Source organism: Rhodococcus sp. PvP016 (assembly GCF_017832185.1).
Classification (GTDB): domain Bacteria; phylum Actinomycetota; class Actinomycetes; order Mycobacteriales; family Mycobacteriaceae; genus Rhodococcoides.
On sequence record NZ_JAFIBH010000001.1, the window covers coordinates 2,391,580 to 2,406,501 of the forward strand.

Sequence of the window (14,922 nt, forward strand, 5' to 3'; positions counted from 1 at the left end):
GTTAGCGTCGGCGACATGAGAATCCTGCACACCTCGGACTGGCACATCGGGCGCACCTTCCACGGTGTCGACCTGCTGGCCGATCAGCGTCGTGCCCTGGAGGCTCTCGCCACCGTCGTCCGGGAGCAGAGCGTGGACGTCGTCGTGGTCCCCGGGGACATCTACGACCGTGCTGTGCCCAATGCGGACGCGGTCCGGCTGTGCAACAAGGCATTCGAGGCCATCCGCGACGCGGGGGCCGTCATCGTCGCCACGTCGGGCAATCACGACTCGCCCGCCCGGCTGGGTGCCGGCTCGGCGTTCTCCGCTGCCGGCGGTCTGCATCTGTTCACCACCGTGGACGCCGTCGATCGACCGGTCGTGTTGACGGACGAGCACGGCGACGTGGCGTTCTACGGCATTCCGTACCTCGAGCCGGACGCCACCCGCACCGAGCTCGGAGTACCCGGCGCTCGTTCGCACGCCGCGGTGTTGCAGGCGGCGATGGGCCGCATCGCGGCCGATCTGGCGACGCGCGACTCGTCGGTCCGCTCGGTGGTGCTGGCGCACGCCTTCGTGATCGGCGGCGAGGGTACGGGTTCCGAGCGTTCGATCTCCGTCGGTGGCGTCGAGACCGTGCCGGCCTCGCTCTTCGGCGGCATCGACTACGTCGCGCTGGGGCACCTGCACTCTCCGCAGACCATCGACGACCACATCCGGTACTCGGGATCGCCGCTGCCGTACTCGTTCGGTGAGCGTTCGCATCGCAAGGCTGCGTGGCTGGTCGACATCGACGGCTCGGGTGGCCGCGTCGTCACACGCGTCGATCTACCGGTGGTGCGGGGCCTGTCCGTCCTGGAGGGAACGCTCGAGGATCTCTGCACGGAGGACCGGTTCGATTTCGCGACAGAGCATTACGTCTCCGCTGTGCTCACCGATGCGGTGCGGCCCGTCGACGCGATGCGCCGTCTGCAGGAGCGATTTCCCCATGCGGTGCATCTCGAGTGGAAGCGCCCGGCCGGTGTCGATTCCGGAAGCTACCGCGAGAAGGTGCAGGGTAGGTCGGATCGTGAGGTGCTCGACAGCTTCCTCGCGGACGTGCGAAGCGCGCCCTCGTCGTCCGAGGTCGAGCTGCTCGATCGTGCGGTCGAGAACGTCACGGGTCAGCAGGATTCGACGTCCGCATCGCCCGTCGAGCACGAGTGGGTGCGCTCGGCGTGAGACTGCATGCGTTGTCGGTCACCGCGTTCGGGCCGTTCGGCGGTACGGTCGATGTCGACTTCGACCATCTCGGGGCCGACGGCCTGTTCCTCCTGCACGGCCCCACCGGAGCGGGAAAGACGTCCGTCCTCGACGCCATCGCCTTCGCTCTCTACGGCGTCCTCCCCGGCTCGCGGCGCGAGAGTCGACGCCTGTTGTCGGATCATGCTGCGCCGGGTGTGGTTCCGTGTGTCGAACTCGACGCGACGTTGGGTGGCCGGCGCCTCACCATCGTTCGGCAGCCGGAGTTCCTGCGCCCCAAGCGGCGCGGGGTGGGAACCACGAAACAGAACGCCAAGGCGACGCTGACGTGGCACGACGGTCGGGGCGAGAACCTCACGCGCATCGACGAGATCGCGCTCGAGGTCGAGCGCCTGCTCGGCATGCGGGTGGACCAGTTCTTCCAGGTCGTCCTGTTGCCGCAGGGGGACTTCGCGCGGTTCCTGCGGGCGCGCAACGAGGAACGGGGCGCGCTTCTCGAGCAGTTGTTCGACACCGATCGGTTCCGCGACATCGAGACGTGGTTCCAGGACCAGCGTCGCGCCAGCGCGGAGCGTCTGGCGGGGCGATCGGAGTCCGTCGACAGACTGGCCGCACAGGTGGCCACCGCCGCCGGCGTGGACCTCTTCACGGGCACCGACGTGGTGGAGTGGGGGACCGATCTGCTGGACGGTGCGCGAGAGCAGGCTCGTGCGCGCACGGAGCATCTGCGGACAGCGCGCGCCGAACACGCGGTGTCTCGTGAGACCGCTCGATTCGCGCACCGCCGCCGGGAGGCACGCGAGCGTGGGGCCGCGGCAGCAGCGCGGCTCGCAGTGCTGGCGGACGGTGACGCCGAGCGCGCCGAGCAGATCGCCGAACTGGACCGTGCGCGTCGAGCGCTGCCGGTGCGCGATCGTGCCGTCACCCTCGACCAGCACCGTCAGCGCGCGGCCGTCGCCGCCGCGACGATGCGGCGCCGGGAGCAGGCAGCTGCGGAGACCGACGCCGCCGTGCTGGTCGGGACGTTGTCGTGGCCGCCCCGTCCCGCCGATGCGGAGGTGCTCGATGCCGCGGTGCACCGGTGGAGCGGCGAGCGTGCGGTGCTCGACAGTGTCGCGGGCGACGAGTCCGATCGCAGGACGGCGGTGGCCGACCGGGAACGTGCCCTTGCCCGGGTGCGCAGTCTGGAGACGGACCTGCGGGCGGTACGGGTACGTCTCGACGCGGTGCCTGCGGAACGCGCGAGACTGGACGCCGACCATCGGGTAGCTGTCGCGGCTCGTGCGGGTCTCCCCGGCCTGGAGGCGCGGCATCAGGGTGCCGAGGACGCTGCCCGCGCACACGTCGAGTGGGCTCGCGAGTCCGAGCGCCTCGCTGCGGCCGTCACGACGGCCGAGCGTGCCCGGACCCGATACGACGATCTGCGCACCGAATGGTTGGACCTGCGGGAACGACGTCTCGAAGGGATGTCCGCCGAGCTGGCTGCAGGACTCGAGGACGGCGCCCCCTGCGGAGTCTGCGGCGCGACGGAACATCCGGCGCCCGCATCACCGACTGCGGGGCGGGTGTCCAAGGACGACGAGAATCGCGCGGGACAGCGGGTCTCTGCAGCCGAGGTGGAGCGCACCACGGCGGACGCCGCGGTGCAGCGCTGCCGACAGCGTGTGGACGAGCTCGCGACCCGGTGCGCGGATCGCACCGCAGCCGAACTCGCCGCCGAACTGGACGAAGCCACGACGGCACTGGCGGAGGCGCGTCGCGCCGCGGATCGTCTCACGGCGATCGACACCGCGCTGGCGGCACTGGACGAGGAGACCGCTGGTCTGCGGGTGCGGGCTGATGCGATCACCGCCGAACTGGGCGTCACTCGCGGGCGGACGGAGGCGCTGGAGACTCGGATCGCGGAGGCCACGGCGCGCATCACGGCCGCCGTGGGGACGACGTCCACCGTGGCGGAACGGCGTGCTGCACTCGACGCGGCCATCGCAGCCGCGGTGGCGTGGCGCGACGCTCGACGCGACGCCGACTCGGCCGATCAGGCGGTGACGCGGCTCGAGACCGACCTGGCGGAATGCGCGCGCGAACACGGATTCACCGAGGTGACCGACGCTCTCGCTGCTGTCCGCGACAGGGCTCGGTGCACGGTGCTGGAGAACGCCGTTCTCGATGCCGAGAAGCAGCGCTCCGCGGCCGCGGCCGTCCTCGCGGAGCCGGAGGTGGCAGAGGCGATGGCGGGGGACGTCGTCGACACCGCTGCCGTCGATGCGGAAGAGATCCGACTGCGAGGGTTGCTGGACGAGGCCATCGCCTCGGCCGGAGACGCCGACAGTCGGCTGCGCATGCTCGAGGACCTCGTCGCCCAACTGTGGGCCGCTGCGGACCGTCTGGGACCCGCCCACCTCGAGCACGCGGAACTCGAGCAGCTGGCGGAGGTGGTGGCCGGCAAGGGCGCCAACGCGCGTCGGATGTCGCTGCGGTCCTACGTGCTGGCCGCGAGGCTCGAGGACGTCGCCACCGCGGCGTCCGTGCGCTTCCGGTTGATGTCGCAGGGTCGGTTCGAGTTCGTGCACTCCGACGACGTGGGCCCCCGAGGCACCCGAGGCGGGCTGGGTCTCGACGTACGCGACGACTACACCGGGGTGGTCCGGTCGGCAGGCACCCTGTCGGGCGGCGAGGCGTTCTGCGCGTCGCTCGCGCTCGCGCTGGGTCTCGCCGATGTCGTGGCGGCCGAGGCGGGCGGCATCACCCTGGACACGATGTTCATCGACGAGGGGTTCGGAAGCCTCGACTCGGGATCACTGGACGCCGTCATGGGAGTGCTCGACGAACTCCGGTCCGGTGGGCGCACGGTGGGCATCGTCAGTCACGTCGACGAGATCCGTGACCGGGTGCCCTCACGCCTCGAGGTGATCCGCGAACGTCACGGATCCACGCTACGAGTGCACGCGGGAGTGTGACCGCTCAGTCGTCCTTCTTCTCGCCGTCCTCGTGCGCGTCGACGTCGATCGGAGTCGGTGCCACGTCGTCGGACTGGTCCGAGGGCGCCGGCGCGTACCGGGTCTTCTCGTCGTGGACGACGACGGGCGCGTCGTCACCGGGGGTGCCGAGATCGTCGTGGATGCGTTCGGCGATGTCGTTCGCGCCGGGGTCCTCGTCGGACCTCAGTTCGATCTGCTCGTTGATGTAGCGCAGCAGCACCGCGGTGGCCGCGGCGACCGGGACCGCGAGGAATGCCCCGATGATGCCGAAGATGGAACCGCCGGCGGTGACGGCCAGCAGCACGATCGCGGCATGCAGGTTCATCGACTTGCTCTGCAGGATCGGCTGCAGGACATTGCCTTCGATCTGCTGCACGGCCAGGATGATCGCCAGGACGATGACCGCGGTGGTGAAACCGTTGGCCACCAGCGCGACCAGGACGGCGAGGGCACCGGCGACGAAGGCACCGACGATGGGGATGAAGCCACCGAGGAAGGTGAGCGTCATCAGCACCGGGGTCAGCGGTACGCCGAGGATCAACAGACCGATGCCGATGAAGATCGCGTCGATCGCGCTGACGATGGCCTGGGTACGGATGAAGCCACCGAGGGTGTCCCACACTCGTCGGAGTACTTCGGCGAGATGACCACCGGCCTTGCGTCCGGCCAGTCCGTGCAGCCAGGGGAGGAAGCGCGGGCCGTCCTTGATGAAGAAGAAGCTCAGGACGAGCACCAGACCGAGGGTGACCAGGATCGACCCGGCGGTGGCGACGCCGGCGAAGACACCCGAGGCGATCGCCGTGCCGCTGTCCTGCAGCTGCGTGACGATGGCTTGGACGGCGTTGTCGATCTGCTCGTCGTCCAGATTGACGGGCGGGCCCTCGAGCCATTCCTGGACCTGCGAGACGCCGAGGGTGGCGCTGTCCGCGAGATCGGGAGCCTGGCTGATGACGGAGGGGACGATGAATGCGACCACACCGGCGAGAACCGCGAGGAAGCCGACGAGTGTGGTCAGTGCGGCGAGCGCGGGCGGGAAGCCGATGCGGCGCAGCAACCTGGTGGGCGGCCAGAGCACCGTCGCGACCACCAGGGCCAGCAGAACCGGGAGCATGATCACCCACAGCTGGCCGACCAACCAGCCGGCGATCCACAGCGCCGCCGAGACGACGAGCAGCACCGCGGACCACTTGGCCAGCCAGAGTCCGCCGGCGCCGAACAGGTCGCTGCGATCACGGCTCGACGCGGAGCCGCCGGATGTGGTGGGCGCGTTCTCGCTCACGTGTGTCCTCTCGTCTGACGATGGTGCGGCGAACGCAGAGTCGAACGCGCTGTGACTGTACCCGGGAAGCCGGTCCCGCACGCAGGGCGACGGAGGGACTACCCGATGGTGAGCCCGCGGGCGAGAAGGGCGGTCCGCCACAGGTGCATCGAGGCGTAGGACCGCCACGGTGCCCAGTGGGTGGTGTCCGACAGGTCGATGTCGAGGAGGGCCGCGCCCTGCCTGACCACCAGATCGGTGTCGAGAAGCACGTCGGGGTCGCCCAGCAACCGCATCGACACGTAGCGGGCGGTCCACGGACCGACACCGCGCAGGGCCAGTAGTGCCCGCTCCTGGGTGGCCGCGTCGCCGTCGTGGCGCACGTCCACGGCGCCCGATGCCACTGCGTCGGCCGTCGACGCGATCGCGGCGACCCGCCGCGCCGGACCGGTGAGGATCTCGGTGCCGCGTGCGGCCACGGCCTCGGGAGTGGGGAACAGGTGAGTGATGCCGTGTTCGGCCTCGCCCTCGTCGTCGCCCACCGGATCTCCGAGGGCCGCGACGAGCCGGGCGGTGTGCGTGGCCGCGGCTCCGAGCGAGATCTGCTGTCCGATCATCGTGCGAAGCAGCACCTCCGCGGCATCGAACGCCCCGGGAACGCGGATCCCCGGGGCCGCGGCCACCGACGCAGCGAGCGCCGGGTCTGCCGCGAGCGCAGCGTCGACGGGAGCCGCGTCGACGTCCAGGGCCAGCACCCGCCGCACTCGGGACAGCGCGGTGGGGACGTCCGACTCGTCCCGGGCTCGCGTCTCCACCCGGACGACTCCCGCACCGCCCGCACCCGGGACGAACCGGCACGTCACGACGGCGGGGCCATGATCGAGGCGCAGAGCCCGGCGGTAGACACCGTCCGTGAAGGTCTCCATGCCCGGAACCGCGTGACCCGCCAGGAACCACCGCATCCACCCCGTGTCGTACGGAGCGGAGTACGGCAGCTCGGAGGTGTCGAGGGTCCAGCGCGGCGACGTCACCCAGTCATGATCTCAGCAGCAGCGTGCGCCCGGATTCGCGTCCGCCTCCGCATGACGTGCCTTCCAGTACTCGCGCTCGGTGGGCACCGGATGCCCGGGATGGACCCGGTTCCGGTGCTCGACGAAGCGCTCGTAGTCGTGATCACCCATGACGGAGGTGATCCACCACGTGGCGGCACGGACGGACTTCAGGACGGCATTCATGTCAGTGGCCCGTTCCCGGCCGACGGACCGTGCCGTCGGCGATGAGGACGTCCCATTCCGCCTGCACCGACTTCTCCGCCTCGGTGGGAAGGAAACCGCTGGGCGCGAACAGCTTCGACGGCACGTCCTCCTCCTCGCTGCTCGGCAGTCCACCGGCTCGGATCGCCTTGAAGCAGACGGTGAACCCGGCGAGCGCGACGACGAGGACGAGCACCGCGAAGACGATGGACAGCGTGCCCTGGATGAAGGTGTTGCGGATGACGGCGTCGATGGCCTCCGGGGTGGCGGCGGACCGGAACTCGGTGAGCCCCTGCGACTTCGCTTCCTTGAAGTCGCTGTGCTGCGCCCAGTAACCGATGGCCGGAACGTCGGAGAAGATCTTCTGGTACGACGCCGTCATGGTGACCACGAGGTCGAAGGCCAGTGGCAGCGCGGGGATCCACGCCCACTTCAGCAGACCCTTCTTCACCACGACGGTCAGGACGACCGTGAGCGCGATGGCGGCCAGCAACTGGTTCGCGATGCCGAACAGCGGGAAGAGCGTGTTGATGCCGCCCAGCGGATCGGTGACACCCATGAGCAGGATGGCGCCCCAGGCTGCGACGACGATGACCGAGCAGATCCAGGCACCGACGCGCCACGACGGATCGCGGAACTTCTTCGCGCCGCCACCGAGGTTGCCGAGCGAGTCCGACAGCATGAAACGGGCGACACGCGTGCCGGCGTCGACGGTGGTGAGGATGAACAGCGCCTCGAACATGATCGCGAAGTGGTACCAGAACGACTTCAAGCTCTCGCCGCCGAAGACCTGGTGCAGCACCTCGGACATACCGAACGCGAGTGTGGGGGCGCCGCCGGTGCGCGAGATGATCGACTCCTCGCCGACGTCCGTCGCGGCCTGCGACAGCTCGGCCGCGCTGATGTCCCCGCCCGACAGTCCGAGCCCGTTGACGTACGTCGCAGCGGTCTCGGGTGTTCCACCGGTGAGTGCCGTCGGTGCGTTGAGCGCGAAGTAGATGTGCTGATCGAGGATGCAGGCGGTGACCAGAGCCATGATGGCGACGAAGGACTCGGTGAGCATGCCGCCGTAGCCGATCATCCGCATCTGCTTCTCCTTCTCGAGAAGCTTCGGCGTGGTGCCCGAGGAGATCAGCGCGTGGAAACCGGAGAGCGCGCCGCAGGCGATGGTGATGAAGAGGAACGGGAAGAGCGAGCCGGAGAACGCGGGACCGTTGCCCTCGCTGGCGAACGACGTCATGTCCGGCATCTGCAGGACGGGTCGAGCGATGAGGATGCCGACGGCGAGCAACACGATGGTGCCGATCTTCATGAACGTCGACAGGTAGTCACGCGGGGCGAGCAGAAGCCACACGGGGAGGATCGACGCGGCGAGACCGTAGGCGATGAGCAACCACGCGACGGTGATCTTGGACAGCGTGAACCAGTCGGCGCCCCACTCGGTCTCGGCGACCCAGCCGCCGGAGATGATGGCGAGCAGCAGCAGGACGACGCCGATGAGGGAGACCTCGGAGACCTTGCCCGGGCGCAGGTAGCGCAGGTAGACACCCATGAAGAGGGCGATGGGGATGGTCAGCGCGATGGAGAAGACGCCCCACGGGCTCTCGGCCAGCGCGTTGACGACGACGAGCGCGAGCACCGCGATGATGATGATCATGATGACGAAGACGCCGATGAGGGCGGCGATACCGCCGACCACGCCGAGCTCCTCGCGGGCCATCTGACCGAGGCTGCGGCCGCGACGGCGAGTCGAGATCCAGAGCACCAGGAAGTCCTGCACAGCTCCGGCGAAGACGACGCCGATGATGATCCACATCGTGCCGGGCAGGTAGCCCATCTGCGCGGCGAGCACGGGTCCGACGAGGGGACCGGCGCCGGCGATCGCGGCGAAGTGGTGGCCGAACAGCACCCGACGGTCCGTCGGCATGTAGTCCTTGCCATTCTCCAGGATCTCGGCGGGAGTGGCCCGATCGTCCCGCGGATGGACGATGCGGTTCTCGATGAGGCGTGCGTAGAACCGGAACGCGAAGATGTACGTGCAGACCGCCGCCACGACGAACCACACGGCGTTGACCTGCTCGCCGCGAATGATCGCGATGACCGTCCACGCGATGGCGCCCAGCAGACCGATGATCACGAAGATCACGCGCTTCGGCACGGTCATGGGTGAGCGGTCCACGACGCCCACGGGGGGGAGGTCGTCGTCGGTCTTGAGGAACTCGACGTGCGAGTTCCCCCTGTCGGACACGGCAGTCATCTGCGGGCTCCTGGCATGCGGTGAAGGGGCGGCGATCATCGTGTGATCGCAGTCACTGTAAGCAGACCGACCGACATTTCGTGCGGTTGTGGGCCTGGCGTGTGCGGATCGTTGCGCCGAGCGGTCCAGGACCGTCGCCGAACGTCACGACATGACAACGAGACCCCACTCGCGCGCCCCGACTGCCTACGATGCTCGTGTGTCAGACCACCCCGAGTACCCGCAGCAGCCGTACACCGGTTCGTCGTACGAGCCCGACCTGACGAAGGGGCCGACGGACACCGGAGCCTTCCCGGCCACCGGAGCCTTCCCGCAGCAGCAGCAGCCGAGCTATCCCCAGCAGCAGTACGGGCCGCCGCCGCTGCCGCCGACCAACGCCGGCTGGGCCGCCGCCGCGCTGATCTTCTTCTGGCCGCTGGCGTTCTCCGCGTTCAACCACTCGAGCTCGGTGTTTCCGCGGTGGTCGCTGGGCGACTACCAGGGTGCGCACTACGCGTCGGAACGCACGAAGCAGCTGGGCAAGTACTCGCTCTACATCTTCGCGGGTCTCTTCGCGCTGTTCATCCTCTTCTACGTGCTGCTCATCGCCTTCGCGATCTCGGCGGGATCGGGCACCGACTACACGTACTGACAGGGCGGCCGGGGGCGGCACGTAGACTCTCCTCCCTGTGAGCCTCACCCTCGGAATCGTCGGACTGCCCAACGTCGGCAAGTCCACCCTCTTCAACGCGCTGACCAACAACGACGTGCTGGCGGCGAACTATCCGTTCGCCACCATCGAGCCGAACGAGGGCGTCGTCCCGTTGCCGGATCCGCGGCTGAACGAACTCGCGAAGATCTTCGGTTCGGAGAAGATCCTTCCGGCGCCGGTCACGTTCGTGGATATCGCGGGCATCGTGAAGGGTGCGTCCGAGGGCGCCGGCCTGGGCAACAAGTTCCTCGCGAACATCCGTGAGGCCGACGCCATCTGCCAGGTCGTGCGCGTGTTCGCGGACGACGACGTGGTGCACGTCGACGGCAAGGTCGATCCGGCCGCCGACATCGAGGTCATCGAGACCGAGCTGATCATCGCGGACATGCAGACTCTCGAGAAGGCGATCCCGCGTCTCGAGAAGGAAGTTCGCACGCAGAAGGACCGCGCGCCGATGGTCGCCGCGGCCAAGGAAGCGCAGACGATCCTCGACAGCGGCACGACGCTGTACTCGGTGAAGGACACGTTCGACGCGTCGTCACTGCGTGAGCTGAACCTGCTCACCACCAAGCCGTTCCTCTACGTCTTCAACGCCGACGAGTCGGTACTCACCGACGACGCGAAGGTCGCCGAGCTGAAGGCCGCTGTCGCACCCGCCGACGCGGTGTTCCTGGACGCCAAGATCGAGTCCGAGCTCGTCGAACTCGACGACGAATCCGCGATGGAGTTGCTCGAGAGCATCGGTCAGACCGAGCCCGGCCTGCACGCCCTGGCCCGCGCCGGCTTCCACACCCTCGGACTGCAGACCTACCTCACGGCGGGTCCGAAAGAGTCCCGCGCGTGGACCATCCATCAGGGCGACACCGCACCCCAGGCCGCCGGTGTCATCCACACCGACTTCGAGAAGGGCTTCATCAAGGCGGAGGTCGTGTCCTACGACGACCTCGTCGCCGCCGGATCCATGGCCGCCGCCAAGTCGGCCGGCAAGGTCCGCATCGAGGGCAAGGAATACGTCATGGCCGACGGCGATGTGGTGGAGTTCCGCTTCAACGTGTGAGCGGGACTGCTACCGCCAGCCCAACTCCGGCGCCACGTGCGTCAGCACCGACTCGATGAGGTGTGCGCAGTACTCGACGCCGAGCTGGTTGGGCACGGTCAGGAGCAGCGTGTCGGCTGCGGCGACGGCTTCGTCCCGCGCAAGCTCTGCGATGAGCTTGTCGGGTGAGCCGGCGTAGGTCTTGCCGAAACGGGCGATGCCGCCGTCGATGTAGCCGACCTGATCGCCGCTGCCGCCCTCGCGGCCGAAGTACGCACGATCCACGTCGTCGACGATCGGGAAGATGCTGCGGCTCACGGACACTCGCGGTTCGAACGAGTGACCGACGTCCGACCACGTCTTGCGGAAGCGCTCGATCTGCTCGGCCTGCAGTTCGTGGAACGGCACGCCGGTGTCCTCGCTGAGCAGGGTCGAGCTCATGAGGTTCATGCCCTGCTGCGCGGTCCACTCGGCGGTCGCACGAGTACCTGCACCCCACCAGATGCGCTCGCGCAACCCGTCGGAGTGCGGTTCGAGGCGCAACAGGCCGGGCGGGTTGGGGAACATGGGGGAGGGGTTCGGCTCCGCGAAGCCCCTGCCTTCCAACAGGTCCAGGAAGATGCGCGTGTGTTCACGGGCCATGTCTCCGCTGTCGGTGCCCTCGGCCGGGGCGTAGCCGAAGTAACGGAAGCCGTCGATGACCTGCTCGGGCGATCCCCGGCTCACACCGAGCTGCAGCCGCCCGCCGGAGATCAGGTCGGCGGACCCGGCGTCCTCGGCCATGTAGAACGGGTTCTCGTAGCGCATGTCGATGACGCCGGTGCCGATCTCGATACGACTGGTCTTGGCGCCGACTGCCGCGAGCAGAGGGAACGGCGACGCGAGCTGGTTCGCGAAGTGATGGACGCGGAAGTACGCGCCGTCGGCACCGAGTTCCTCCGCGGCGACCGCGAGGTCGATCGACTGCAGCAGCACGTCCGATGCGGAGCGCGTCTGCGAGTGCGGCGACGGTGACCAGTGCCCGAACGACAGAAACCCGATGTTCTTCATGCACCGGAGAACGCTGAGGGCGCCCGAATATTTCCCTTCCAACGGCCGTGTGGGCGTCGGCATGGTCGGTGACGAGGGCAACGAGTTCTGCCTGGACTGACGTCCCGTCAGAACGGTGGTGGGTCGTCGTTGTCGGCGAACTCTCGTCTGCGTCGGTTTCGAGAGCGTTCGGACCGCCGCCGGGCATGCTTGTCCGCCAGACGGGTTCGTCGTCTGGTAGGTGATGTGCGCGGGGGATCCGGAGGGGCCTGCGCCGGCTGATCGAAGGTGATCTCGGCGAGTCCGGGGTGCAGGTCGTACCCGTTGTGTGCCGGGCCCGGAATCACGCGTCCCTCGGGTGTGGCGATGGTGGAGACGACGCGTCCGGTGTCCTCGTCGAGGTACTGGTCGTCGACGAAGTCGCCGAACGTCTTCAGATTGTGGTGGAAGCGGCACTTGGCGCCGAGGTTGACGTCGGTCGTCTGTCCACCGGCCGCGGGGTCGTCGTGGTCGTACTCGGTGATGTGGTCGAGGTCGCCGGTCCAGACGGCGTTGCTGCAGCCGGGCCAGGTGCAGTACTGATCGCGGATGCGCACGAACGTGTCGAGGGCACTGGACGGGCGGTAGGGATCCGCCGGTTGCGAGGCCGGGTTGGTGGCGGCGACCGGCCTCGAAACGGCGTCGGGGCGCGCGGCGAGGTCGGCGACGTGTTCGGCGGAGATGACGCCGTGGCCCGCGAGGAAACCCGGGTTGCCCTGCTGTGCGGAGGCGGTGTCCCCGTTCACGGTGGCGGCGTCGGCGACGACGTGCACGTTGACGGTGGTCAGGAGACCGTCCTCGCCGGTCCAGCCGGGAGCGTCGCAGTCGTCACGGTCACACTGACATTCGAACGGCGTGCGCGTGGCGAGGGCGAAGAGAGCGTCGCTGCGTCGGGCGCCGGCGCTGCGCGGGTCTTTCGGGCAGATGCGTCCGGCGAGATCGTCGACAGCAGCGGCGATGAGGACGGCGTTCTCGGCGGGCATGGTGGCGCACTGATAAGCCATGCCGTCGGGTGCGGGGTCGATCCAGAAGCCGCGGTCGTCCTTCGCGCGAGTGCGACGCTCGCGGACGGCGTCGGGGTCGTGGCGATAGATGATGCGGTCGACCATGTCGCGCATCCGGCCAGCGGACCAGGAGCCGCGTCGCCGTAGTGCCGCCGCGATCTCGGCATCGACCTGGTGGGCATGGTCGGTGCCGTCGACGAGGTCGGTGCGGGCGATGATGGTGTGGATGTACTTCGGGGTCACGAGGCCGTCGCGGAGGCAGGCTGCAACGTCGGGCAGACGGTCTCGCAGGGCCACGGCACGGGTGAGAATGCCCTCGCCTGCGCCCTGGGTGATCGACAGGACTGCGGCGATGCGTGCGGCGCAGTGGGTGGTGGCGTCGAAGCGGCGGCGGTCGGCGGTGTCCAGCGGTGCAACCAGTCGGGTGTGCAGTTCCGCCGCGGCCTGGTAGCGGGTCCATTCGAGGTACGAGGCGCCGGCGGTGGCGTGGGTCAGTGCGCCGAGGACGCCGTCGACAGTGACGTCGGCGAGGTTTCCGGGTAGGCCCATGGCCTCCGGATCACGCGTCGCCCACCCCTGTTCGAACATGTGTGCGAAGGTAGCAGTGGGCACCGACACGAACAGGCCGAGAGGGGCAGAATGCGCACCATGCGAGTCGAGCGCATCACCACCAACCTGTCGGTCGAGAACATCGCCGAGGCGAAGTCGTTTTACACCGATTTCCTGGGACTCGCGGTCGAGGAGTTCGATCTCGGTTGGGTCGCCCGCTTCACGTCACCGGAGACCGGCGCACACGTACAACTGGTGACGCGAGATGCGACGAGTCCGGTGGAGTCGGCGATGTCGACTCACGTCGACGACGTCGATGCGGCGTACGAGGAGGCCGTCCGTCGCGGTCACGACATCGTGCATCCGCTCACCACGGAGGAGTGGGGAGTTCGACGATTCCTCGTGCGCGCTCCTGACGGGAACGTCGTGAATGTCGTGATGCATCGGGCGTGACAGTGACTCGTCACCGACTTCCGCCGTCCGAGGTGCACGCCTGCAACGACGCGTCTTGACTGTCAGGGACAGATGTTCCCTGCAGTGAGGACTACCGCCATGCTTTCGCTCTGGATCTGGAATCAACCGTGGGTCTGGTCCTCGATCGTGTCGAACCTGACCGATCTCCTCTGACGGAGACGTCAGCCGAGGTCGATACCCGTGGCCTCCACGACCGCGCTCCACAGCGCTTCCCGTGCCTCCGGCGAGTCCCGCCGCCAGGACGGGTAGTGCGTGGGGCGCGGTCGTCTGTCGTGCCAGAACATCCCCGTGGACGCGAGTGGCTGATCGGCGGCGGCGAGCCACACGATGGTGTCGGCTCCGTCGTCGGCCGTGCGGAGGATGGGCTTCATCACCGAGCCGAACATCGGAATGGAGTCCGTGACACCGGGTGTGGCCGCCCACCCCGGGTGCATGCTGTGCACGACGGGATCGTCTGGCCCGGTGAGGCGCTCCGCCAGTTGCTCGGTGATCACCACCTGCATGCGCTTGGTGCGGGCGTAGGCGGTGAGGCCGGAGTACTCGCCGTGAGCGAACTCGACGTCGGTGGTCTGCAGCGGCACCGGATACATACCGCCGCTGGAGACGAACACGACGCGGGACCCCGCATCGAACAGCTCGCGTAGCCCGATCGTGAGCGCGACGGGCCCGAGCACGTGGGTCGCGAAGGCCATCTCGTGCTTCTGTGCCGTCTCGGTGCGCTCGGGCGGCATGACGCCGGCGCAGTGCACCACCGCGTGGATCGACGTCAGCTGAGCGGTCAGGGTGGTGACCAGTGCAGCCACGGCATCGAGGTCGCTCATGTCGCACTCGTGCGCGACGAGCTCGGCGCCGGGAACGGTGTGGCGGATCTCGGTCGCGGAGGCGTCGAGCCGCCGCGCCGATCGCCCGACCAGGTGCACCCGCGCACCGAGCACGGCCAGCTGCCGAGCGGTGGCTGCGCCGAGACCCGAGCTGCCGCCGGTGACGATCACGTCGATCGGGGCGGGGAACGGGGCGGGATCGGCCGCCCAGAATCGACGACGGACGGCCGACCCGATGCGGGAGTAGCCGGGCACGACCGTACGGTCGAGCGCCTCGTCGAGCACCCCCGTCAGAAAGTTCCCCACCGCGAC

Annotated in this window: 12 protein-coding genes; 5 read left to right on the forward strand and 7 right to left on the reverse strand. The window is 68.7% G+C overall.

The features are described 5' to 3' along the window. Nucleotides 1-15 precede the first annotated feature (15 nt). Together JOE30_RS11245 and JOE30_RS11250 are read left to right on the forward strand one after the other, a co-directional pair. Nucleotides 16-1,200, forward strand: a complete 1,185-nt coding sequence (locus JOE30_RS11245) for an exonuclease SbcCD subunit D (RefSeq protein WP_204866727.1) — start codon at nucleotides 16-18, stop codon at nucleotides 1,198-1,200. Beyond that, nucleotides 1,197-4,178: an AAA family ATPase gene (locus tag JOE30_RS11250; RefSeq protein WP_204866729.1), complete on the forward strand. Its 2,982-nt coding sequence runs from the start codon at nucleotides 1,197-1,199 to the stop codon at nucleotides 4,176-4,178. The genes JOE30_RS11245 and JOE30_RS11250 overlap by 4 nt, the downstream gene beginning before the upstream one ends. Before the next feature lie 4 nt (nucleotides 4,179-4,182). On the opposite strand, the gene JOE30_RS11255 is transcribed toward JOE30_RS11250, so the two are convergent. From JOE30_RS11255 to JOE30_RS11270, 4 genes are all read right to left on the reverse strand, one after another. Then, entirely contained in the window at nucleotides 4,183-5,478 is a 1,296-nt protein-coding gene (locus JOE30_RS11255) for an AI-2E family transporter (RefSeq protein ID WP_204866730.1), read from the reverse strand. Between the two features lie 98 nt (nucleotides 5,479-5,576). After that, the gene (locus tag JOE30_RS11260) at nucleotides 5,577-6,488 is read right to left on the reverse strand and encodes an AlkA N-terminal domain-containing protein (RefSeq protein WP_307806142.1); all 912 of its coding nucleotides are present in this window, start codon (nucleotides 6,486-6,488) and stop codon (nucleotides 5,577-5,579) included. Nucleotides 6,489-6,500: 12 nt separating this feature from the next. Next, nucleotides 6,501-6,692 (reverse strand): YbdD/YjiX family protein, encoded by a 192-nt coding sequence (locus JOE30_RS11265; protein ID WP_371831664.1) that lies wholly within the window; start codon nucleotides 6,690-6,692, stop codon nucleotides 6,501-6,503. 1 nt (nucleotide 6,693) lies between these two features. Then, nucleotides 6,694-8,967 carry a carbon starvation CstA family protein gene (locus JOE30_RS11270; RefSeq protein ID WP_204866731.1) on the reverse strand — a complete coding sequence of 758 codons (2,274 nt, stop codon included), beginning with the start codon at nucleotides 8,965-8,967 and terminating at the stop codon, nucleotides 6,694-6,696. Between the two features lie 199 nt (nucleotides 8,968-9,166). Between JOE30_RS11270 and JOE30_RS11275 the strand changes: the two genes are divergently transcribed. Both JOE30_RS11275 and ychF read left to right on the forward strand, forming a co-directional pair. Then, nucleotides 9,167-9,598, forward strand: a complete 432-nt coding sequence (locus tag JOE30_RS11275; RefSeq protein WP_307806143.1) for a CD225/dispanin family protein — start codon at nucleotides 9,167-9,169, stop codon at nucleotides 9,596-9,598. A gap of 37 nt (nucleotides 9,599-9,635) precedes the next feature. Beyond that, nucleotides 9,636-10,715: a redox-regulated ATPase YchF gene (gene ychF, locus JOE30_RS11280; protein ID WP_027503913.1), complete on the forward strand. Its 1,080-nt coding sequence runs from the start codon at nucleotides 9,636-9,638 to the stop codon at nucleotides 10,713-10,715. A gap of 9 nt (nucleotides 10,716-10,724) precedes the next feature. Here the strand turns inward: ychF and JOE30_RS11285 are convergent, their stop codons facing one another. After that, a complete protein-coding gene (locus JOE30_RS11285; protein ID WP_204866733.1) occupies nucleotides 10,725-11,744 on the reverse strand; it encodes an LLM class flavin-dependent oxidoreductase in 1,020 nt (339 codons plus the stop codon). A gap of 107 nt (nucleotides 11,745-11,851) precedes the next feature. Then, nucleotides 11,852-13,354: a DUF222 domain-containing protein gene (locus JOE30_RS11290; protein WP_204866734.1), complete on the reverse strand. Its 1,503-nt coding sequence runs from the start codon at nucleotides 13,352-13,354 to the stop codon at nucleotides 11,852-11,854. 60 nt (nucleotides 13,355-13,414) lie between these two features. Here JOE30_RS11290 and JOE30_RS11295 point away from each other — a divergent pair, with 60 nt between their 5' ends. After that, entirely contained in the window at nucleotides 13,415-13,768 is a 354-nt protein-coding gene (locus JOE30_RS11295; protein ID WP_204866735.1) for a VOC family protein, read from the forward strand. Nucleotides 13,769-13,950: 182 nt separating this feature from the next. Here JOE30_RS11295 and JOE30_RS11300 read toward each other — a convergent pair whose 3' ends face one another. Further along, a complete protein-coding gene (locus tag JOE30_RS11300; RefSeq protein ID WP_307806144.1) occupies nucleotides 13,951-14,916 on the reverse strand; it encodes an SDR family NAD(P)-dependent oxidoreductase in 966 nt (321 codons plus the stop codon). Nucleotides 14,917-14,922 lie beyond the last annotated feature (6 nt).